Genomic DNA, 22310 nt, shown 5'->3' on the forward strand with positions numbered 1-22310 from the left:
TACTCAACTTAAATCTGGTGTGTTAATGTGTGAATAATAATTGATAATTCTAAAGAAAGAGAGATGAAAGTATGGCGATTGACCGAATGGATTGGCATGCAGAAACTGTTGAAGAATTTGGCTTGCCTTATGAGCATGCTGGAACGCACATTGGGATTTTTTTGGCTTGGATTATTCATCATGATTTACATGGCGAGCTACATCGAGAAGAAAGTGCAAGCGCTATTGTAAAAGTACAACAACGTCAAATTACTGGGCGAATGTTTTTGAGTATGGAGTGCGATGAAAAATTTTGGGATGAAGATTTAAATGAAGGTGGGTTAGCCTTTACCCAGTTTTATTATGCAGGGGAAGATTATCTGTATTACAAAGTCTATGAGGATGTGTTGGCGAAAGCATTGCCAAGTATCTATCATGTTGAAGATACTTGGGAAAATTATGACTTAATTGCACCACATTTGACAGAAGCATTCCGACGCTGGAAAGAAACGAGCGTTTAAATAGCTCGATATGTGCTTTTAAAGCTGAAATGGAGTTGGATGCCCTGTATGAACTGCATCGATAATTTGTTTTTCTTTGGCGGTAAATGTGGCGATGAAATCTTGCGCAGAATGAAGCGGTGCCATCGCCTTAAAACCATCATCAATAAAATCATAAATGGTGTTGGCATCATGCCGATAAGCCACGCCTTTAGATAACTTAAATGCTGCTTTGACGATCGCCGAGCGCACATATTTATCCAGTTTTTCACCTAATGTTTCAAGCAGTTGCATCTGATGCAGTCGAGGTTCGGCTTGATCAACGGCAAGGTAAGCGCGGCGCATCATGTCATCATTTAGCGGTGTGTCGCTTGGATAATTGTCCAATACATATTTGGCGACTTGTTCATCGAGCTGAATCGCCAATACTGCAAGTTCCACCCCAGCATCACCTGTTTGCAGGGCAGACTTTGGCAGAATTTTTTCAACTTTGTGTGCATTACGAATAAAACGACCGATCTGATGGGCAAGTTCATTAAAATCATCTGCGCCATATAGGCGATTGAGAAAATAATGCGCCATCGGTTGATGTGCTGGAATGGCAAAAAAATCGGCATGGGTCTGTTGCATGCGGGCTTTTTGCCATGCTTGGACGTGTTGTAATTTGTTGGCAAGCCTTGCATCTTGGTGGCTTTGCAAATTCTCGTAATCATCGAGTTGTTGTTGTAAAAAGTCAAACTTAGACATGATTTCCCCAAAAAAATTAAATCAAATGAATGCACGGATGCAAATTACTGCGGTGGTGTTTGCGCATTCCGACAGATTTGTTGTGATGTCGGGTCATAATATACATTGAGATCGCTCGGCTGTGCATTGACCATATAATCTAAAAAACAATATTCTTGCTGTGCATAATGATGAAAAAATTGCTTGGCATGTGGATTGCTACGCATGACCTGAAAGCCATGATCTAAATACTGATACATCGGTGCAAAACCACGTTGTTTGAGTTTGGATTTGGCGAGTTTGAGTGAAGTGCGAAGCAGTAAAGACTGTGCATGACGTGCCAATTGTTGGCTGACACTTTGAAAGAGTTTGAGTTGGCGCAGTCGGTCGGGGCGTTGATTACATGCCAAGGCAATATGCAACAGATTTGCATCATTTAGCGGTTGTTCTTTTTGGATCAGCTGAATGGCAAGCTGTTGGTCGAGTTTGATGGTGAGCAGTGCCAATTGCATCGATTGCACCAGTGCATTGAGGATTTCATTGGGGAGCCAACGATCAAGTTTCACTTTTTGCGCAAGCATGAGCTCGAGTTGATCAGCAAGCTCGGTTAGTGCATCAAAGTTATACAATTCACTGTGAAAGAAGTCAGCCAGTTCGGTATAAGTGTTGCTTTGAAATAGGTTGCCATGTACTTGTTGCATGCGCTGTTTTTGCCATGTTGCAACTTGCCAAGTGAGCGTTTTTACCTCAGCAGAATGATGAATTCGAAGTTGCTTATATTGCTCAAGATAACGTGCAAGTTGTTCAGTTTTTAACATATTTTTTACATGACAGACAGCTGAAAAGAGTATAAAAGAAAGTATCGAGATGTGAATAGTACAATTGTAGCGCAAACCGCGCATCTGTTTTGTTGATGTGTTTTGCATGCTCAATTTTGGGAGAAAAGAGTCACGATGTCAAAATCAGAAAAAATAAATGCTGAACAAGCCAGCCAAGATGACCTTGCTAAAAATTCAGCACAGCTTGTGCCGTGTCTAAGCGCCGAGCAATTGGAAAAATTGCCGATACGTGATGAAGACGAACTCTCCGCAGATTTAATCGAAGCGCAATTTCAGCTTCGAGAAGGGCGAGGCAGTATCAAAGGCAAAAGTGTCTTGATTCTGATCAGCGGTATTGAGCTGGCAGGTAAAGGCGAAGCGGTGCAACAGCTCCGTGAATGGGTTGATCCACGTTATCTGTTGGTCAAAGCCGAAGTCCCGCATCCACTGACCAAGTCACAACCCTTTTGGCAGCCGTATGCTGGCTTTATCCCTGCCGAAGGGCAGATGAAGCTATTATTTGGTAATTGGTATAGTGATTTGTTGGCGACTGCAATGCATGTGTCTGAGCCGATTACTACCGAACAATTCAAAGACTATGTACAAAACATGCGTGAGTTTGAGCTCGATCTACAAGCCAACCACGTGCATGTGGTGAAGGTTTGGTTTGATCTGTCGTGGAAAGCGCTACAAAAGCGTTTGGATAAACTTGATCCAAGCGTACAAAAATGGCAACAACTGCACGGCTTAGATTGGCGCAGTCAAAAGCAATACGATACCTTGCAAAAGTTGCGTGCACATTTCACCGAGGATTGGATTTGTATTGATGGTGACGATGAGGAACGGCGTGATCAACAATTTGCTCAAGTGGTACTCTCCGCATTAAAACAGCCTTTGTCAGAAATTACACCCGATGCCATCACAGGACGTTGGAAAAAATCAACGATTCCCGACGATTTGACTCAATTTGATGATGACGAATTAGACAAAGATGACTATAAAAAGCAGCTAAAAAAACTCAGTAAGAAAGTTGCCAAAGCCATGCGCCAAGATGAGCGCAATGTGGTGATCGTGTTTGAAGGGATGGATGCCGCAGGCAAAGGCGGTGCGATCAAGCGCATCATCAAAAAACTCGATCCACGTGAATATGATATTTACACCATCGCAGCACCTGAAAAATACGAATTACGTCGTCCGTATCTGTGGCGCTTTTGGACGAAACTACCTAAAAACGGTGACATTACCATCTTTGATCGCTCATGGTATGGACGGGTCTTGGTTGAGCGACTCGAAGGCTTTGCTAAGCCCTTTGAATGGAAGCGTGCCTATGCGGAAATCAATCGTTTTGAACAGGACTTGATGGACAACCAAACCGTGTTGATTAAGTTTTGGCTGGCGATCGACAAAGACGAGCAGGAAAAACGCTTCAAAGCCCGTGAAGTAACGCCACACAAGCGCTTTAAAATCACCGATGAGGATTGGCGCAATCGGGAAAAATGGGATGACTATTTGCAAGCGGCAGCGGATATGTTTGAACACACTTCAACCGACTGCGCCCCGTGGCATATCGTGGCGACTAATGATAAAAATAGCGCTCGGATTGCAGTGCTTGAACATATCCTAGAGCGCTTAAAAGCTGCGAATTAGAGTTTCAAAATAGAGCGCCTCTCCTTCGAGGAGAGGCTGGGTGAGGCGCAATGGAAAACTCCTCTCCTTGTAGGAGAGGTGGGGTGAGGTCTTTTCGTCTGTAGTTTTACTGCGTACCAACAACTTTACTTTGGCTTTCTTTTTGCAACTTTTTCGCCGTTTGGTAGCAATCTTCGATATGCGTTTCAGCGATCTTTTTCATGATCATGTAGCCGAGCGTTCCTGCGACCAATGACCCACCAAGTGGAATAAACTTGGTCACTTGTTTGGTTACAAATTTTCCAAGTAGACCATTGATCGATTGCTTCACCGCTGTGCGTGCTACCACAAAGCTCGATAGCTCAAAGCCACGTTTGCGCAGTTCTTTCCAATTCACTGTTTTGGTTTTCGGGTCGTAGACACTGATTTGCTCAGGCGCCAGTCCAAATTTGGCATTGATTTCAGGCAACAGTGTGGTTAATACGCCCAAATCCACCACCAAGTCAAACAAAGGAATCGGCACCATCGCCGCACCTGCCGAAATATAAGCACGCTTATTAATCAGCTCTAAACTGTCTTGACGTGCTTTTTCGAGGTCAAGATTTGGGTCAATCGTATTTGGTGTGTTTTTGATTTTCACGAAGTCTTTCCTTGTGGCGTAGATTTAAAATGTAAGCGTTGAATTTTGCTGAAAATTACTTTGCCATGAAATTGCAAAAATGTGTAGTGCTTCTCTATTTTCAATATGTATCTGAAAGGATTATGAGAAAAAACGCTTCAACTTTATGGCGACAATACATGTCGTTTATTTGATGAATTTCAACCTGAAATGATGGTCAGTTGCCACAAATTTGGTTAGGATAAATACCATTCATTTTTCCAATAATTTTATAAATTTTAGAGCTAAATATGGGCATTGATATTCTGCAAAGTCAGCGACCTGAAGTGTTACTCCATGCTTTGATGCAGGATGCGTTTCAGCCGAAAAATTCTGCCCAAAGTCTTTTGCAAAGCACGCAAATCGTGGTGCCAAATCACGGCATTGGACAATGGCTCCAACAACAACTTGCCGAGCAACAAGGCATCAGCGCTAATATTGAGTTTAGTCAATTGCGTACTTTGCAATGGCAACTCTATCAAGCGGTACTTGGGCAAGAGCCGATTTTAAAAGCCCCGCAAATGCTCAATATGAAATGGCGGATTTATCTATTTCTCAATACATATTTTTCAAAAGACATTGCAGAGAAATCGATTACAGAAAACCATGCTTTATATGGATTATTTCAACGAGTTAGACAACATAGTGATGCCATCGAAAATGCTTTGCAACGCAGTTTAAAACAACAAAATCTACTGTATTGGATTGCCGATCAGACCTCACGTTTATTTGCCAATTACATCGTCTATCGTGGGCAGTGTGTACAGAACTGTGAACAGCTTTACGGCTTGAGTAAATCGGGTGCAGTGCAATGCCGTTGTCGACAAAATTGGCTACATCGTTGGGGTAATGATCAAGAAATCCTAGTACAGAAATGGCTACGCAATCCTGAAAAAGTTGCACAAAAAGACTCGGTAAAATCCCAACCCGAAGCAGTGAATTATCAAATCCAGCAAGCCCAGCAATTGGAGCAGTGGCAACGCTTTATTTGGCATGAGGAATTTGCGGCAGATTTCCAGCAGATCGAAAGCATTGATCAGGCATTTTGGCAGACCTTAACGGGTGAATTTGCCGAGCAAGCGATTCGCCGTTTACCACCACAGATTTATATTTTTACGCTATTGGAATTGCCACCGTCACAACTGAATTTTTTAAGACGATTGGCGCAGTATACGCAAATTAAAATTTATCATTATGCGCCGTCGCAAGAGTATTGGGCGGACAGCGTCGATCCGTACTGGAAAGCCAAGTATGAGCTGAAATATCCCGATGCTGCGGTGTATTATGAATCTCGTCATCCGCTACTGACGAGGCTCGGCAAGCAAGCCCGTGATATTGGCGCATTGCTGAGTCAGCTTGCAGGTGGTGAAGAGGGCGATTGGCAAGATCACTTTGTCGAGATTGAACCACAGCATTTACTCTCGAAAATTCAATCAGATATTTTGCATTTAAGTGAGCCTGTAGCGGACAGCTATGCTTTAGCGGATGATGATCGTTCGATTCAGATTCACGTCTGCCATTCGACCATGCGTCAGCTTGAAGTGCTGAAAGATCAACTCACACAATGGCTCAGTGCCGATACAGCGCAGAAGCGTCAGCCGAGTGATATTGTGGTACTTGTACCGAATCTATCTGAAATCGAAACGCAAATTCGCACGGTGTTTCATTCAACACATCATGCGAATTTATCAGTCAATTCAGCAATTAAAAATGATATTTTAACTGCTGCACCAATGCTTCCTGTGAAGATCGCAGGTGTACCGATTCAAGATGCCTTGCAATTGTGGCAATCGATTACTTTGCGCTTTAAGTTGTTGCATCAGCGGTTTAGCCTAGAATATTTTGCCGATTGGCTGAGTTTGCCTGCGACTTTACAACGCTTCGCCCTGACCTTTGAACAAGTACAACGCATGTTGGAACTGCTTGAATCGGCAGGATTTAAACGTGGTTTTGATCAGGCGCATCTTGCACAAAGTCTTGCGCCACATGATCAAGATTTTCGCTTTAGTTTCCGTTATGCGCTAGATCGACTGGCATTGGCGATTGCCATGCCTGAACATGCGCTGTTCGATGAGATTTTAAGTTTGGAATCCGTGCAAACCGCTGATTTCGAATTGATCGGTAAGTTGATTGAAATTCATCATGATTTAGATAGTCATCGTGATTGGCTCACACCGCAAGCGATTGATCAGCAACAGACTTTGGCGGAGTCAGTCGCATTATTAGATACTGATATTAGCGACTTTGAAGTCTGCACAGGTTGGCGCTATGTGCAAGATGCTTTGCATCAGTTTAAACGCATTATTGAGGTGACGGATTCGCAAGCGGTGCGGTTGCCTCTGTCTTTTGTGCTCGATGAAATTGAATCGACGCTATCGCACAAAGTTTCGCAAACTGAGCCAACTGGATATATTACTTTTGCGCAGATTGGACAGCTCCGTCCACTACCGTATCAACTCGTCGTTTGTCTGAATATGGATACAGGCACATTCCCGAATCGTGATGCACATATTCCTTTTGATTTAATGGAGCTTTTACAAGCTGAGCTTGGCGATCGTTCACGACTTGAGGATGATCAAGGTGCATTTTTAGATGCTTTGTTGCAGGCGCAAGATCAATTTTGGCTGTTTTATAATGGCTTCGATGTGCAAGATGCCGAGGTGCGTGATCCGTCCAGTATTGTACAAGAATTGGTACAACATCTTGACTTGATCGTGGCAAAATCATCAGATCAGCATCGTGAGCAAAAACCATGTATCGAAGAATCAGGCTTAGTGATTCCACGTCATTTATCTTCGATCTATAACGTGCATCCATTACAACCTTTTGATCCAAAAGGTTTTACCGATGTCAAAGTTCAGCGTTATCGTTCGCAGTGGTGGCAAGTGGCACAGCAGATACAACAGCCGTCGGATATGCAATTCTTTTGGTTAGATCAGTCACCTATAGAAACAAGTACAGCCCTGCAAATCATGGATGTCTCGCAGTGGATCAAAGACTTATCGCATCCCGCACAGCATTTCTTACGTCATGCAGGCATTGCCAATGTGGGTAGTGTTGATGCCTTTGAAAGTTTTGAGCCATTACAATTGGGCGGCTTGCAAAAATATTCGGTGAGAGATTATTTACAGCAATGCTTTTTAGAAAATAACACACTAGAAAGTGATGCCGTTTTAGCGACAGAATCCACCGATTTACTGTTATTACAAGACAAAATGCCGATTGGCAAAATGCAAAATGCCACGTGGCAACAGGCGCAGAGTGAACTCGATCAAGTGCTGGAGCGGCTCAGTGATTTTGGTGGGAAAGTCACACTGTTAACCACTAAAACCATGCCTTTGGGCGAACAGCTACAATTGAATATTCAAATCCCAAGTGACGAATCTGCCACGAATTGGGTTAGCCTCACTGCGTCAAGTTGTCATGGTGCGCGTGCGCTGTCGATTTGGTTGCAATATCTTTTATGGCGAGCTTATGCCGATCAAATTGAATCGTTAACTCGGATTGCGTTGTTTAAAAATATGACATTAATTTTCTCAGAACTAAGTCAAGAAAATGCGCAAAAATATCTACAAGATTGGCTTGAGGTCTGGACTCTGCAACAAAATCAAGCCTTTGCCTTGCCACCTGCGATCTTTGCCCAAGTCGGTGATAAGCAGTTGCAGTTTGAAATTGATGATCAAGGTGAGGAATATGTCGCCAACTTTAAAGAGATCGAAAAGCGTTGGTTAGGGCAACACTATTACCACGCAGATTTTGAAAATGCCTATAGTGATCAAGGCTCATCGTTGTCGCCTGATTGGGCATTGGTGATTGCACCTGATGAGGCGGCAAAACTGCTCAATCAACATAGCGAGAAGTATGCGGTGCGTTTATATCAACCGATGTTCAAGCATCTGCAAAAGCCGATCAAGGCCTAGGAGCGATCAAGCATGACTTCAAATATGAAAGCCACTGTGCACTATCAAGATCAACCGCTGAAGCAATTAACACTCAGTGGTTTGCATCTAATCGAAGCCTCGGCGGGGACAGGCAAAACGTGGACACTGTCTAGTTTGATGGTGCGTATCTTGGTGGAGAAATATTTGCCACGCCAAGTGATCGCTACCACCTTTACTCGTGCGGCGGCGGCGGAGTTAAAATCTCGGATTCGTAAACGCCTGCAAGAAATTTACCGCCTTGCCAAAGTCTGGCAATCATTTCACAGTGAGGAACAAATCTCACAGACGGAAATGTCGCTTAGTGACCCTTTGGCACAGATTATTTTCCAGCAGTTTCAACGTGAAAGTTCAAGCAAAAATAATCAGCAAGATGATGAAAATTCAACACATAATTTTGTCTATTTAGTTAATCGTTTAAAACTGGTGATTGATAGCTTAGATGAGTTATTTGTTGGTACGATTGATAGTTTTATTCAAAAGACATTGCGTGAATTTGCCTTTGATAGTGGTGAAGTACAAATACGGCAAATCGCTGAAAATGAAAAACAATATCCATATCAACTGGTGCATGACGAGCTACGTGCATGGCTACAACATCAGCCACAAGAATTGGTTGATGTATTATTGATGAGCCGTCACCTCGGCTCGGTAGATCATTATCTCAGCACCATTCAGAACACCTTGAATTTTAACCAAGCTAAGTTGCAAGAGGTGCAAGCACCGAAGATTGATTTGGCAGGTTTTCAGCCCTATGTCGCTGAGGTGATTGACCAGTGTAATGATGAGAATATGGCAGCGTTACGACCATATTTTGATTTAAAAGGTGACTATTATGCCTTTGTCAGTAAACAGTCTTTTCGTAATGATAAATTTAATTCTATATTCAAAGATGCATTACCTAAAGCCATTCAGCAACTCGATAAAAATCATCCATTAAGCTATTTTCAAGCCTCGGCACAAAGTGCTTTTCAACAGATTTATCAAATCTTTTTAGATTCCAAAGGACAAGTCCGAGAAACGATTTTTTCAAAAAAATGTCCTGAAGATGTCTTACAAAAATTTTATCAAAGTCCATTGATTCAAGCCTTATTTAGGTTGTGTGAACAGAGCCAAAAAATTCATCACGACCTCGCACAACTCGATTTATATCTGCATTATTACCTCACCGTGCAAGTCAAACAAAAACTGCCACATTTACTTTATCAGTCAGGTGAAACCACCTTTAGCCAACAGACTCGTAGCCTGAGCGATGCGCTGACAGGCGAACGTGGCAAAGTCTTGGCAGAGGCGATTCAACAACGCTATCCGATCATTTTGGTAGATGAATTTCAAGACACCAACCAAGAACAAGACAATATGTTGCAAGCAGTGTGGCGTGATGCGACACGTTATACGCAAGGCTGTTTTATTGCGGTCGGCGATCCGAAACAGGCGATTTATGGCTTCCGTGGTGGTGACGTTCTGACCTATCTCAACGCCTTTAATGATATTGCTTCGAAGCAGGGCAGTTTTTATCGCTTACAGCACAATTTTCGTTCTACACCTCGCTTGGTTGAAGCGGTCGATGCGCTATTTCAACGGCAAATGCAGTTTGGCGAAGAAATTGATTATTATCCTGCACAGGCAGGCAAAGATGGCGCAAGCTATTTGGTAGAACATGGCGAACAAGATCTAACGCCGTTACGCTTTGTCGAGTTGGAAAAAGATGCCAATGAAGCCTATTTAATTGCGCATAAAATCCGTGAATTATTGATTTATGCGCAAGAAGACAAACTTTTTCTACAAGATAATGATGAAAAAATAAAGATTGAAGCCAGTGATATTGCCGTGCTTGCCAATAGCCATCATCAACTCAGCGAAGTCCAAAAACAGTTAGAAAAGCTCGGCATTGATGTCAATCGCACCGCACAGCGCAGTGTCTTTGAAAGCACTGCTGCGCAAGATGTTGCGGCGATACTGCTGGCGATTGAGCGCCCTGAACGAGATGCGGTACTGAAACGTGCGTTATCGACGCCGTTGATCGGTTTAAAGGCATCGGATTTTCAGCGATTTTCCAATGAAGCTGATGCCTTGAGTCTACACATGCAACAGTTCCGTCAAGCAAGACAATTGTGGCTTAGCAAGGGCTTTTTGCTGGCATGGCAATATTTGGCGACGCAGTATCAATTTTGGCAAAACCTTGCGCAGAATATGGGCTTAGATGCCGAGCGAAGTATCGTCAATACACGACATATCGTTGAGCTCATCAGTCAGCAATCGGGGCAACAGTCGCATGGTTTACAGCATGTGTTGCATTGGTATCAACTGCAACTCGGCTCGCCTGCACAGCGGGAATGGGAGCTTGAGCGTAAGCTGAGTAGTGAATCGGGTGTGCATCTGATGACCATTCACAAGTCCAAAGGTTTGGAGTTTAAAATTGTTTTCTTAATGAAAGCCAGTCAAACCATTGATTTATCCAAACAAAAATTAGCATTTTATCAATCGGATAAAGATGGTATAGGCGCTGAAAAAGACAGCAAAGCGCAAGAGCGGATTATTGCCATTTCCCAAGCAGCGATAGCGGATAATGACGAAGCACAGCGGGCTAATACTGATAAATTCTGTGCGGAAAATCATCGGCTGTGGTATGTGGCGATTACCCGTGCCAGCTATCGGCTCTATGCTTATTTTCCTGTAGAAAGTCGTCCGAAAAAATATAAAGGTGGGATCAAGTTTTGGCTCGATGCGCAAGCAGATGCGTTTGAACACGAGAGCTTAAAAGCGGAAGATTTTCAGATTCCACAAGCAGTGATTGATCAGCGCTATCAGCCGAGCAAACATCAAGTGCAGAATCTAAACGCCATTGATTATCCAACACGGCGCTTTTATCCGAAGACTCGCACCAGTTTTAGTGCGATTGCCGTGCATCAGCAGGGCGGTCATGGACAATTGCTTGATCAAATCGCAGATAACACTTTGCAAACAACGCCTGCCGAAGATGAAATTGTGCTAGACAGTTCCGTCATTTTTGCGGAAGAAATTTCGACGATTGCACCGACGCAAGCAGGTGATTTGACCCAACTCGATTGGATTCGTAGGCATTTTCCCAAAGGCACTAATGCAGGAAATTGCTTACATGAATTGTTTGAAGTGATTGATTTTCAACATGATCAGTATTGGACGAAACAGCTACAATCCAAGATGAATCAATACGGCTTATGGTCTACGCTGTGCGATGCTTATGTGAAAGATTTCCCTGAGCGCAATGCCGAAGAAATGAACGCATGGCTAAAAAAAGCACTACACCTGTGGATAACGCAAGTGTTGTCCACACCGTTGCATGATGGTCTAACACTGGCTCAATTACAGCGTAGCGATCGTAGCCATGAGTTTCCATTTTATCTGGCATTGGCAGATCGGCGTTTTGATACGCAGCGCATTCATCAGCTTTTTGCAAAATACGATTTAGATTTGCCCGAATTCGATCATGCCGATACTGCACGGTATCTGAATGGTTCAATCGATTTGGTTTATTTCGATGGTGTCAAATACCACATTGCTGATTTTAAAAGTAATTTTCTAGGCGAATATCTGCAAGATTATGATCATGCGCAGATCAGCGAGAGTATGCGTCATTCGAGTTATTGGCTGCAAGCATCGCTTTATCTCGTTGCATTGCATCGCTATTTATCAACGCATCTAGCTGATTATCAGCCTGACACTCATCTCGGCTCGGCGAATTACTTATATCTTCGAGGGATGCAAACCACAGAATTATCAAGTCAACCACAAAAAAGCTACGGTGTACTGCATTGGCAAGCAGATTTGGATTTAATTTTTGAATTAGATCAATTGTTTGGGTCAAAATTTTCAGACAGCAAGATTGTGGATAAGTCTGTGCAAAATAGTGTGTAAAACCGTGTGTTTAGTCTGCGGAAACTAGATGAGTTTTATCTAAATGAACGTGAGTTGAAGTGTTATCCACAAAATGGTGGATAAATATGTTGAAAAACTTGTAGATAACTCTGTAGATAAATGTGTGAATAACTTGGTGGATAACTGTGCGGATAAATGCACTGTGATAGAAGGTAACGCAATGATAAATCAACAGTTCATGGGGCAATCACAGCCATCTGAGGCGCCAACATGGGCGACCTTATGGAGTGGTTATTTGTCTCAATTCCACCCCATAAATAGTAATTTTAAACAAGAAAATCAATCGCTTGTACAAGGCTATTTGCTTGAGTTAAGCACAGCACTAGAACGTGGCGATAGTTGTATTGCACTTAAGGAAAAGCCTCAACAGATTGACGAGTTTCTATTAGATGTTGGTGAATATCAAGCGCAAGATGTATCTACTTTTAGGCAACTAAAGCCGATGTTTTGGGATCAAGGGCGGTTGTACTTACAGCGCTATTGGCGTTATGAACATGATTTGGCGCAACGCATTGCTAGGTTATTAGTGCAACATGTTGAGCAAGTGGATTTAGCGCCTTATCTCAGTCTATTTGAAGATCCGTATCAACAGCAGGCGCTTGCTCAGGGTGTCAATTCTGCATTCAGCTTAATCACGGGTGGACCAGGCACAGGCAAAACCTTTGTATTGACCCATATCGTTGCGGTGTTGAAAAAATTCTATCCTGACATGCGTATCGCCATGGTTGCGCCGACAGGAAAAGCGGCACAGCGTATGCAAGAAGCACTACAAAAAGCCTTTCAAAATCCGAAATTGCTAGATGCAGGCTTGTATCACCCTGATTTTGCCCATCAACAGACACAGACTATTCACCGCTTACTCGGCATTGGCGAACGTGGCGTGCCACGCTTTGACGCGTCACGACCGCTGGGCCATGATGTGATCGTGGTCGATGAAGCCTCCATGCTGGATTTGCACTTGGCGAAGCTATTGTTTGATGCGATCCAAGCACCGACTCGAGTGATTTTGTTGGGTGATGCCAATCAGCTTACATCTGTCGACGTGGGTTATGTGCTGGCAGACTTTCAGCAAGTACCTGCATTGCAACAGCGTCATGTGCAATTGAAGCACAGCCGTCGTTTTGTCGATGATGCCAAAATTGGACAATTTGCCAAATTGATCTATGCCACGGATCGACCAAGTTATGCATATTTTTTAGAAAAAGCTCAACCGCAGATGCTTCAAATCGGCGATGAGATTCCAAAATTAGCGCAAGTGAATGTCGATTGGTTGGGCTTTTATTCATTACAACAATCTGAACATGCGTCCTTGGATACTTCCACCTTGATTGCGATTTATCGACAGCTGGCACTCGGTTATCAGGCATATTTTTCGATTTTAAAAGATTATCTTGCAGGCAAAGTGAACCATCAACAGGTTGCTCAAGTTTTTGATCAGTATCGGATTTTGGTTGCAATGCGTCACGGTGCGCTTGGTTTAGCGCAGATTAACCTTGCCATGACCCAACATCTCAAATATGCCTTAAATCTGGTACAAGACAGCGAATGGTTTGTAGGTCGTGCGGTGATGGTGAGCAGTAATGATTATCAGCTTGGTGTGTCGAATGGTGATATTGGCATTTGCTTGCCACATCCTGATAAGCGTGAACAGCTTGAAGTCTATTTCCCGAGTCTGGACAAATGGCTTGCCGTGGCGAGATTGCCACAAAGTATTCAAACGGCTTTTGCGCTGACCATTCATAAATCGCAAGGCTCAGAATTTGATCATGTGGCAGTGGTGTTGGATCAGTCTGCACAGCGACTGATGGGCAAAGAGTTACTTTATACAGCGATTACTCGGGCGAAGAAAATGGTGAGCCTATTCAGTTCCGTCACCATGTTTGAGCATAGTCTAGCCGTGCGGACACAGCGTCAGAGCGGGCTTAGCGCACAAATTATTCGGGCAATCGAAAGTAACGGATTGTAAAACTTGCAAGGAAAAAGCAACGATGAGAACAATAATGTTGCGAACGTGTAAGTAAATGCTTACAACAATCAGGGTGATTCGCCACTGGTCGGATTCGCAGACTTTTGCGATGATGAACTCACTGCTTAGTTATGGATGATTAAGCGTACCGCAACCAAATAGTACAAACGGTCGAGAGACTTTGCGGGCTTACAGTGACGTAAGTGAACTCTATCTCAGCAGAGATTGCAGTACCTTGAGCCTTATAGTTTTGGGAGAGACTATAAGGCTTTTATTTTGCCTAAAATTTATACATTGTGCAATTTTTTACGACTAAAGTCATGAAGCCATAAATTTTTCATCAACCGATTTTGGCGTAAAGTGCCAAGTGCTTATACTGTTTCTATGACATAAAATGTACATTCTTGACAAATTAAAATCTCATTAAAATTTGTAAGTAAATGATTTAAAACAATTTTATTAATTATTGTAAGCAATTTCTTACAACCAATGTCGAATATCTCGTATTTTCCAAAATCATCTTTTTTGTCACAATGCTTTTAACAAGTTGATTAAGGTGTGGTTAATAAAACAACTATCATATTGTCGATTTGTTGAGATGAATTCAGCGTGTATCAGCGTACATACAACAAGAACACAGGGGTGTGTTGCAGAACAACAAAAAACAGGTCTTGGGAAAAGATCAAAAAACAAAAATAAAGAGAACGTGTTGTAGTGTAGTAGCCTAAGCAAATGCGCCGATTTCAGTCTGGAATCGGCGTATTTGTTTTGATTCGGTGAAAATCTTGAGAAAAATCCGACAATGGGTTTTGCAAAGCATTAAAATCTCTATTAGAATATCGCACTTGCTGTAGTGATGCACGGCATGGGTGTTTTGACAGGGATTGAATAGACTGCGGTCGAATGATTGCTCGATCAAAATACTTGAAATATCGCTCAATAGAACTTTTAAGCATCTCGGAGATACATGATGGCTTTAACTAACCAAGATCGCGCTGAAATCATCGCAAAATTTGCACGTGCTGAAAATGACACTGGTTCGCCAGAAGTGCAAGTTGCCTTGTTAACTGCGCAAATCAACGATTTACAAGGTCACTTTAAATCACACAAACACGACCATCACAGTCGTCGTGGTTTGATTCGTAAAGTAAACCAACGTCGTAAATTGCTTGACTACCTCAACGGTAAAGATCATGCACGTTATGTTGCATTGATCGGTGAGTTAGGTCTTCGTCGTTAAGCTGTTGCTTAGCAAGATGAATACTGAGAAGGGGCGATAAGCCTCTTCTTTTGTTTTTGTCAAAATAATTTGGATTAGATTTGCAAATTGTACATTTGTGATTTAAAACATGATTTCGGTTGAAATTTTAAACTGAGATACCAAGTAAATCGGTGGTACTGGTCGAAAACAGCTTCTAAGTTTTGCCATGGCATGTCATTCAACATTTAAATTTTATTTTGATCATATTGCTGACTGTGTTGTTGCAAGCGATTGAATCAAAATAATTAAGTAATGAAGCAATGCCAAACCTTAGGGGCTTTCTATCAGCATGAAGCCATTATTAGGGAATATCGAAAAAGTTGCCAAGATAGGTGGTTTTTCGAAGTCCCCATTAAACAATTAGGAAAAAATAAAACATGTCTATGTTTAATCTTGTTCGTAAAGAATTCCAATATGGTCAACACACGGTTGTTTTAGAAACTGGTCGTGTTGCACGTCAAGCGAACTCTGTGCTTGTCACTATGGGTGGCGTAAGTGTACTTGTTGCAGTGGTTGCACAGCCAACAGCGAAAGCAGGTCAAGACTTCTTTCCACTCACTGTAAACTACCAAGAAAAGCAATATGCTGCAGGTCGTATCCCAGGTGGTTATGGTAAGCGTGAAGGTCGTGCGTCTGAAGCAGAAACTTTGATTTCTCGTTTGATCGACCGTCCAATCCGCCCATTGTTCCCAGAAGGTTACTTCAACGAAGTGCAAGTCACCGCTTCTGTGGTGTCTTCTGACAAGACGATGGATGCTGATATTGCAGCGATGCTTGGTACATCTGCGGCACTTGCGATTGCAGGTACACCGTTCCGTGGTCCAATCGGTGCGGCACGTGTTGGTTTGATCAATGGCGAATATATTCTTAACCCAAGCCATGCGCAAATGGCTGAATCTGCACTTGACCTTGTGGTTGCAGGTACAGAAACTGCGGTATTGATGGTTGAGTCTGAAGCAAAAGAACTTTCAGAAGATCAAATGCTTGGTGCAGTATTGTTCGGTCATGATGAGCAACAAATTGCTATTAAAGCCATTCAAGAATTTGCAAAAGCTGCTGGTGCAACAGAGTCTACTTGGACTGCACCTGAGAAAAATGAAGACCTTCGTGCAAAACTCAAAGATGCTTTCGAAGCAAAAATCTCTGAAGCCTACACCATTGCAGTGAAACAAGATCGCTATGCAGCACTTGATGCACTTCAAGCGGAAGCCGTTGCGCAGTTCGTGCCTGCAGAAGATGAAACTGGTATTGCTGATGATTTGAATGAACTCTTTGAAGACCTTAAATACCGTACCGTACGTGACAATATCTTGTCAGGTAAAGCACGTATCGACGGTCGTGATACCAAGACAGTTCGTCAGCTCGACGTACAAGTTGGCGTATTGGGTCGTACTCACGGTTCTGCATTGTTTACACGTGGTGAAACACAGGCGCTTGTGACTGCGACTCTAGGTAATACGCGTGATGCCTTGATGGTTGATACGCTTGCAGGAACGAAGACTGACAACTTCATGTTGCATTACAACTTCCCTGCATATTCTGTCGGTGAAACTGGTCGTGAAACTGGTCCAAAACGCCGTGAAATCGGTCATGGTCGCCTAGCGCGTCGTGGTGTACAAGCAGTCCTTCCTGCGGCAGATCGCTTCCCATATGTACTTCGTATCGTGTCTGATATTACAGAGTCTAATGGTTCATCTTCAATGGCATCTGTATGTGGTGCATCGCTTGCATTGATGGATGCCGGTGTACCTTTGAAAGCGCCAGTTGCAGGTATTGCAATGGGTCTAGTTAAAGAGGGTGAGCGTTTCGCAGTCCTTTCTGACATCTTGGGTGATGAAGATCATCTTGGCGACATGGACTTTAAAGTTGCAGGTTCTGCCAATGGTATTACTGCACTGCAAATGGACATCAAGATCGAAGGCATCACTGAAGAAATCATGGAAGTGGCATTGAACCAAGCCTATGCTGGTCGTATCCACATTTTGAATGAAATGAACAAAGTGATTTCACGTGCTCGCCCTGAAATCAACATGTTCGCACCGACATTCCAAGTGATCAACATTAACCCTGATAAGATTCGTGACGTGATCGGTAAAGGTGGTGCAACCATCCGTTCAATCACTGAAGAAACTGGCGCAGCGATCGACATCGAAGACAACGGTACAGTACGTGTATTTGGTGAGTCGAAAGCGTCTGCAAGTGCAGCGGTTGCGAAGATCCAAGCACTTACTGCTGAGATTGAACCAGGTACGATCTACACTGGTAAAGTGATTCGTATTGTAGAATTTGGTGCGTTCGTCAATATCATGCCAGGTACTGACGGCTTGCTTCACATCTCACAAATCTCGAATGAGCGTGTAGCGAATGTGTCTGACGTCCTCAGCGAAGGTCAAATCTTGCAAGTACAAGTACAAGACGTCGACAACCGTGGTCGTATCAAATTGACTATGAAAGACATCCCACAAAAGCAAGCTACACCAACTGAAGCGTAATTGCTCAGTATTCAATTATTTTAAATTGAGCAAATTTGCTTAACAGAAAGTCCTCACTGCGGTGAGGATTTTTTTATAAGGAACATTAATGTGAAGTTGAGTTAGTCTATTTATGCTAATTAAATGCACTAACTTTGATATTTCTTCTGTTTGAACCCATTTTTAAAATTAGAGAATCCATGCAAACCTATTATTTTTATCATCATGCCACGGAACACAGCGTGATTTTGGCAGCGCAAAGTTGCGCTGAGCATGAGCTTTTATTTAAATGGGGGGACTGTCTACGCAGTGAAGTCATTCATCAAAAAAAAACAATGGCGACAACAAGTACATGCGCAGACCGATATTTGTATTAATGAGTTTCACCTACAAAATATTCTCAATATCGAGCATCCCTGTGTCTTTGATCTAGTCAGCGATTGATATTCATTTTAATGCGATTGCCAATCAGACCAACGAGAACATGCGCATCCTCGCCATTATTACTGCAGTGTTTGAACCGTTGACCTTGCTGACAAGTATATATGGCATGAACTTTGAAGTTTTGCCTGGGTCAAAGTCGCCACAAGGCTTTTGGGTGATGATGGCAGTCATGATCGTGACCACAGTGGCATTGTTGTATTACTTCTATCGTCAGCATTTGGTGGGTCGTGGGGAAAAGAGTGTGATTGATCTTTTGGCAGATCAACATCATCAGCGTTCGATCAATCTGACATGGCTTTTGGACTACGAGCCAATCAAACAAACCATCAAAGAAGTGGAAAAAGTGGTGAAAAGATAAGCGGGAGTTTAAGTGTAATTTTCGGCGGGGAATCAAGCCAATATGTCAGTTTGGTCAATTGATTTTATAAATTAAACACAAAAAATGATCACTAAAATCGATTTATATTAAAAATTAATAAGCATATGAATTAAAAATATAAGAAGCAAAAACAATTAATTATATAAAAAACATCGCCTTTATTACTCTATATCCAAGTGTTTTGATCAGAATACTTGGCATAAAAAATGAGTGTGTCAAATTGTAAGCACTGTGTTTATAATGTCAAAAGCATAGTTTTTTTATGGGTTTCTTGTGAAAGATATGCAACTAAAGAACAACCAAAAATTGGTGCGAGAGATCGGCATCATTTTGGTCGTAAAAGTCTTTTTTCTGATGCTGATTAAGTCAATTTGGTTTGATGCACCGACCATTCCTAAGGGTATAGATAGCCAAGTTGCAACGCATATCGCAGGGTCATCCCCTGCACAACAGGAGTCATCTCGATGATCTCAGAAACAGTAGTTGATTTATCGCGGTTTCAGTTTGCCATGACCGCCATGTATCATTTTTTATTTGTGCCATTAACACTGGGGTTGGCATTTATTTTGGCCATTATGGAGACGACATATGTCGTTTCGGGCAAAGAAATTTATAAGGACATGACCAAATTCTGGGGAAAACTATTTGGGATTAACTTTGCACTGGGTGTGACTACGGGTCTGACCATGGAATTCCAGTTTGGTACCAACTGGGCATATTACTCACATTATGTCGGTGATATTTTTGGTGCACCCTTAGCGATTGAAGGTTTGATGGCATTTTTCTTGGAATCGACCTTCATTGGTTTGTTCTTTTTTGGCTGGGATCGTTTGACCAAGTTTCAACATTTGGCAGTGACTTGGCTGGTGGCAATCGGCTCAAATATGTCTGCACTGTGGATTTTGATTGCCAATGGTTGGATGCAAAATCCAGTCGGCGCGGCGTTTAACTTCGAAACCATGCGCATGGAGTTGGTTGATTTTGGTGCTTTAATTTTTAATCCAGTAGCACAAGTAAAATTTGTACATACCGTATCTGCGGGTTATGTTACTGGCGCAATCTTCGTCTTGGCAATTTCAAGTTATTACATGCTGAAAAAGCGCGATTTACCGTTTGCCCGTCGTTCATTTGCGATTGCGGCGATTTTTGGCTTGGCATCAACCTTGTCGGTGATTTTACTTGGTGATGAGTCAGGTTATGAGCTGGGTGATGTGCAAAAAACCAAATTGGCAGCTATCGAGGCAGAGTGGGATACTCATCCTGCGCCGGCAAGTTTTACTTTGTTTGGTATTCCTAATCAGGAGGAAATGCGCACCGATTATGCGGTAAAAATTCCCTATGCGCTCGGCTTGATTGCAACCCGTTCGACTACAGAGCAAGTGATTGGGATTAAGGACTTGATGGCACAACACGAGGTACGTATTCGTAATGGTATGACTGCATATGCAGAGCTTGAGCAACTGCGTGCAGGCGATCGTTCACCTGATTTGATGGCGTCATTTGCGCAAAATCAAAAAGACCTCGGTTATGGATTATTGCTGAAAAAATATGCGCCGAATGTGACGGATGCGACTGAAACACATATTCAATCTGCTGTGAAAGATACGATTCCTCATGTCCCAAGCTTATTTTGGTCTTTTCGTGCAATGGTGGCGTCTGGCTTCTTGATGTTATTGCTATTTGCTGTGTCTACTTGGGCAGTATTTCGTCGTGATGCGGATCAAAAAAAATGGTTATTAAAATTTGCACTTTTGGCATTACCGTTACCGTGGATTGCTGCGCAGACAGGTTGGTTTGTCGCCGAGCATGGACGGCAACCATGGTCAATTGGTGAAATTTTACCAACGCACCTTTCTGCATCAAGTGTAAGCACTGGAGATGTGTGGGGTTCTATCTTGGCACTAGCGGCTTTTTATACGGTATTATTGATCATTGAAATGTATTTAATGATTAAATTTGCAAAGTGGGGACCAAGTTCCTTACACACAGGTCGTTATCATTTTGAAAAGCTTGAGGCGCAAAATAAATCTCAGGAGTCACAATCATGATTGAATATGAGTTGTTAAAAGTGATTTGGTGGGTCTTAGTTGGCGTGTTGCTCATTGGGTTCGCACTTACCGACGGCTTTGATATGGGTTCTATGGCGATAATGCCATTTGTCGCCAAAAATGACCAAGAACGTCGTGCTGCGATCAATACAATTGCGCCGCATTGGGATGGTAACCAAGTCTGGTTTATCACTGCAGGCGGTGCATTATTTGCAGCATGGCCAATGGTCTATGCTGTAGCATTCTCAGGGCTGTATTGGGCGTTATTATTGGTTTTATTTGCGTTGTTTTTACGACCTGTGGGTTTTGACTATCGTTCTAAACTTGAAAACACCAAATGGCGTAATGCTTGGGATTGGGCATTGTGTATTGGTGGTGCAGTACCTGCATTGGTTTTTGGTGTAGCGTTTGGCAACTTGTTTTTAGGCTTACCATTTGAGATGGATAGTACTTTGCGTTCACAATATACAGGCAGTTTTTTTGCATTACTCAACCCGTTTGCCTTACTCGCGGGTGTGGTGAGCTTAAGTATGCTGTGCGCACATGGCAGTACGTGGTTGATGATGCGTACCGATGGCGCATTACATCAGCGTTCACAAAAATCAGCCTTGCTCAGTGGTGTAGTGTATTTGTTTGCATTTATTTTGGCAGGCGCTTGGTTGTATCTTGGTGGAATCGAAGGCTACAGCTATGCACAGCCAGTTGATGTGAATAGTGCGTTGAATCCATTAGCGAAAGAAGTAGTAACCAATGCCAACCATGGTTGGTTAAATAATTATACGGCTTATCCAGTCACGATGTTGGCACCGATTGTCGGTATATTTGGTGGTTTGCTGTTGATCATTGCGGCAAAAGCCAATAAGGCAGCGCTGAGTTTTATCGGCTCAAGTTTGGCAATTGTCGGTACAATTTTGACGGCTGGCTTTGCTTTATTCCCATTTCTATTGCCATCGAGTTTGAACCCAGCATCAAGCCTCACGATGTGGGATGCGGTGTCTAGCCATATGACTTTAGGTGTGATGTTTGTGGCGGCGTGTATTTTTGTACCGATTATTTTGTGCTACACCTTGTGGTCATACTACAAAATGTGGGGCAAAATTACTAATCAACATATCGAAGCAAACTCACATAGTTTGTATTAAACGGTCATCACGGAGCATAAAATTATGTGGTATTTTGCATGGATTTTAGGTGTGTTAATGGCGTGCTTTGCAGGTGTGCTAGCAGCGCTGTATATGGAAAATAATCAAGATCTTGACGAAGAGTAATAGATATGGGTGAAGTGGCTTCTGAGCAAAAAAAAACAGGACAAAGGTTGCTCACCATTATTTCTTTTCTGTTGGCCATGCCATTGGCTGCAATGTTGTTACTTCATCCTGCATTAATGCTTGACGATCAAGGGCACTATAGTCATAGTGCCATTATGTTAATCATGGTCGGTATATCAGGTGGCTTTATCTACGGTGTGGGATTTATTCCAAGATTTTGGTTATGGAAATGGTTGTTTCACCCTATAGTATCTTTTCCTTTGATGCTATGGGGTTATTATACTTGGTTATTTACTTGATCACTGATTAA

At 42.6% G+C, this 22310-nt stretch carries 15 protein-coding genes and 1 pseudogene; 13 read left to right on the plus strand and 3 right to left on the minus strand.

All coding sequences use genetic code 11. From position 1 onward, the window contains the following. The first annotated feature begins 71 nt into the window (after positions 1-71). Positions 72-500 (plus strand): DUF7832 domain-containing protein, encoded by a 429-nt coding sequence (locus BLQ60_RS04125; RefSeq protein WP_092616483.1) that lies wholly within the window; start codon positions 72-74, stop codon positions 498-500. An 18-nt stretch (positions 501-518) separates the two neighbouring features. On the opposite strand, the gene BLQ60_RS04130 is transcribed toward BLQ60_RS04125, so the two are convergent. Together BLQ60_RS04130 and BLQ60_RS04135 are read right to left on the minus strand one after the other, a co-directional pair. Continuing rightward, the gene (locus BLQ60_RS04130; RefSeq protein WP_092616485.1) at positions 519-1226 is read right to left on the minus strand and encodes a DUF8198 family protein; all 708 of its coding nucleotides are present in this window, start codon (positions 1224-1226) and stop codon (positions 519-521) included. 44 nt (positions 1227-1270) lie between these two features. After that, positions 1271-2023 carry a DUF8198 family protein gene (locus tag BLQ60_RS04135; RefSeq protein WP_092616488.1) on the minus strand — a complete coding sequence of 251 codons (753 nt, stop codon included), beginning with the start codon at positions 2021-2023 and terminating at the stop codon, positions 1271-1273. Positions 2024-2158: 135 nt separating this feature from the next. Here BLQ60_RS04135 and pap point away from each other — a divergent pair, with 135 nt between their 5' ends. Next, positions 2159-3670, plus strand: a complete 1512-nt coding sequence (gene pap, locus BLQ60_RS04140) for a polyphosphate:AMP phosphotransferase (protein ID WP_092616491.1) — start codon at positions 2159-2161, stop codon at positions 3668-3670. A 106-nt stretch (positions 3671-3776) separates the two neighbouring features. Here the strand turns inward: pap and BLQ60_RS04145 are convergent, their stop codons facing one another. Beyond that, entirely contained in the window at positions 3777-4289 is a 513-nt protein-coding gene (locus BLQ60_RS04145) for a hypothetical protein (protein ID WP_092616495.1), read from the minus strand. Positions 4290-4558: 269 nt separating this feature from the next. Here BLQ60_RS04145 and BLQ60_RS04150 point away from each other — a divergent pair, with 269 nt between their 5' ends. The 11 genes and pseudogenes from BLQ60_RS04150 (at position 4559) to BLQ60_RS04200 (ending at position 22299) form a co-directional block, all read left to right on the plus strand. Continuing rightward, positions 4559-8227 carry an exodeoxyribonuclease V subunit gamma gene (locus BLQ60_RS04150; RefSeq protein WP_092616498.1) on the plus strand — a complete coding sequence of 1223 codons (3669 nt, stop codon included), beginning with the start codon at positions 4559-4561 and terminating at the stop codon, positions 8225-8227. A 12-nt stretch (positions 8228-8239) separates the two neighbouring features. Further along, positions 8240-12142, plus strand: coding sequence for a UvrD-helicase domain-containing protein (locus tag BLQ60_RS04155; protein WP_092616501.1), 3903 nt, complete (start codon positions 8240-8242; stop codon positions 12140-12142). 181 nt (positions 12143-12323) lie between these two features. After that, entirely contained in the window at positions 12324-14129 is a 1806-nt protein-coding gene (gene recD, locus BLQ60_RS04160; RefSeq protein ID WP_213030460.1) for an exodeoxyribonuclease V subunit alpha, read from the plus strand. 970 nt (positions 14130-15099) lie between these two features. Next, positions 15100-15369, plus strand: a complete 270-nt coding sequence (gene rpsO, locus BLQ60_RS04165) for a 30S ribosomal protein S15 (protein WP_092616504.1) — start codon at positions 15100-15102, stop codon at positions 15367-15369. A 404-nt stretch (positions 15370-15773) separates the two neighbouring features. After that, positions 15774-17882: a polyribonucleotide nucleotidyltransferase gene (gene pnp, locus BLQ60_RS04170; protein ID WP_171259059.1), complete on the plus strand. Its 2109-nt coding sequence runs from the start codon at positions 15774-15776 to the stop codon at positions 17880-17882. Positions 17883-18294: 412 nt separating this feature from the next. Continuing rightward, positions 18295-18663, plus strand: a pseudogene (locus tag BLQ60_RS04175) (CorA family divalent cation transporter); the annotation flags it as partial. 303 nt (positions 18664-18966) lie between these two features. Next, positions 18967-19152, plus strand: a complete 186-nt coding sequence (cydP, locus tag BLQ60_RS04180) for a cytochrome oxidase putative small subunit CydP (RefSeq protein WP_092616512.1) — start codon at positions 18967-18969, stop codon at positions 19150-19152. Continuing rightward, positions 19149-20732, plus strand: a complete 1584-nt coding sequence (locus BLQ60_RS04185) for a cytochrome ubiquinol oxidase subunit I (protein ID WP_092616515.1) — start codon at positions 19149-19151, stop codon at positions 20730-20732. The genes cydP and BLQ60_RS04185 overlap by 4 nt, the downstream gene beginning before the upstream one ends. Further along, a complete protein-coding gene (cydB, locus tag BLQ60_RS04190; protein WP_092616518.1) occupies positions 20729-21874 on the plus strand; it encodes a cytochrome d ubiquinol oxidase subunit II in 1146 nt (381 codons plus the stop codon). Before BLQ60_RS04185 ends, cydB begins: the two co-directional genes overlap by 4 nt. 24 nt (positions 21875-21898) lie before the next feature. Continuing rightward, the gene (gene cydX, locus BLQ60_RS04195) at positions 21899-22000 is read left to right on the plus strand and encodes a cytochrome bd-I oxidase subunit CydX (RefSeq protein WP_092616521.1); all 102 of its coding nucleotides are present in this window, start codon (positions 21899-21901) and stop codon (positions 21998-22000) included. A gap of 5 nt (positions 22001-22005) precedes the next feature. Then, on the plus strand, positions 22006-22299 hold the full coding sequence (locus tag BLQ60_RS04200; protein ID WP_092616524.1) for a cyd operon YbgE family protein: 294 nt from the start codon (positions 22006-22008) through the stop codon (positions 22297-22299). Positions 22300-22310 lie beyond the last annotated feature (11 nt).

This window comes from Acinetobacter marinus (assembly GCF_900096915.1).
GTDB classification, from domain to species: domain Bacteria; phylum Pseudomonadota; class Gammaproteobacteria; order Pseudomonadales; family Moraxellaceae; genus Acinetobacter; species Acinetobacter marinus.

Excerpts from the sequence above, each read along its gene's own strand:
- BLQ60_RS04125 (WP_092616483.1), top strand. The coding sequence starts at position 72 with ATGGCGATTGACCGAATGGATTGGCATGCAGAAACTGTTGAAGAATTT.
- BLQ60_RS04130 (WP_092616485.1), bottom strand. The coding sequence starts at position 1,226 with ATGTCTAAGTTTGACTTTTTACAACAACAACTCGATGATTACGAGAAT.
- BLQ60_RS04135 (WP_092616488.1), bottom strand. The coding sequence starts at position 2,023 with ATGTTAAAAACTGAACAACTTGCACGTTATCTTGAGCAATATAAGCAA.
- pap (WP_092616491.1), top strand. The coding sequence starts at position 2,159 with ATGTCAAAATCAGAAAAAATAAATGCTGAACAAGCCAGCCAAGATGAC.
- BLQ60_RS04150 (WP_092616498.1), top strand. The coding sequence starts at position 4,559 with ATGGGCATTGATATTCTGCAAAGTCAGCGACCTGAAGTGTTACTCCAT.
- BLQ60_RS04155 (WP_092616501.1), top strand. The coding sequence starts at position 8,240 with ATGACTTCAAATATGAAAGCCACTGTGCACTATCAAGATCAACCGCTG.
- recD (WP_213030460.1), top strand. The coding sequence starts at position 12,324 with ATGATAAATCAACAGTTCATGGGGCAATCACAGCCATCTGAGGCGCCA.
- rpsO (WP_092616504.1), top strand. The coding sequence starts at position 15,100 with ATGGCTTTAACTAACCAAGATCGCGCTGAAATCATCGCAAAATTTGCA.
- pnp (WP_171259059.1), top strand. The coding sequence starts at position 15,774 with ATGTTTAATCTTGTTCGTAAAGAATTCCAATATGGTCAACACACGGTT.
- cydP (WP_092616512.1), top strand. The coding sequence starts at position 18,967 with ATGCAACTAAAGAACAACCAAAAATTGGTGCGAGAGATCGGCATCATT.
- BLQ60_RS04185 (WP_092616515.1), top strand. The coding sequence starts at position 19,149 with ATGATCTCAGAAACAGTAGTTGATTTATCGCGGTTTCAGTTTGCCATG.
- cydB (WP_092616518.1), top strand. The coding sequence starts at position 20,729 with ATGATTGAATATGAGTTGTTAAAAGTGATTTGGTGGGTCTTAGTTGGC.
- cydX (WP_092616521.1), top strand. The coding sequence starts at position 21,899 with ATGTGGTATTTTGCATGGATTTTAGGTGTGTTAATGGCGTGCTTTGCA.
- BLQ60_RS04200 (WP_092616524.1), top strand. The coding sequence starts at position 22,006 with ATGGGTGAAGTGGCTTCTGAGCAAAAAAAAACAGGACAAAGGTTGCTC.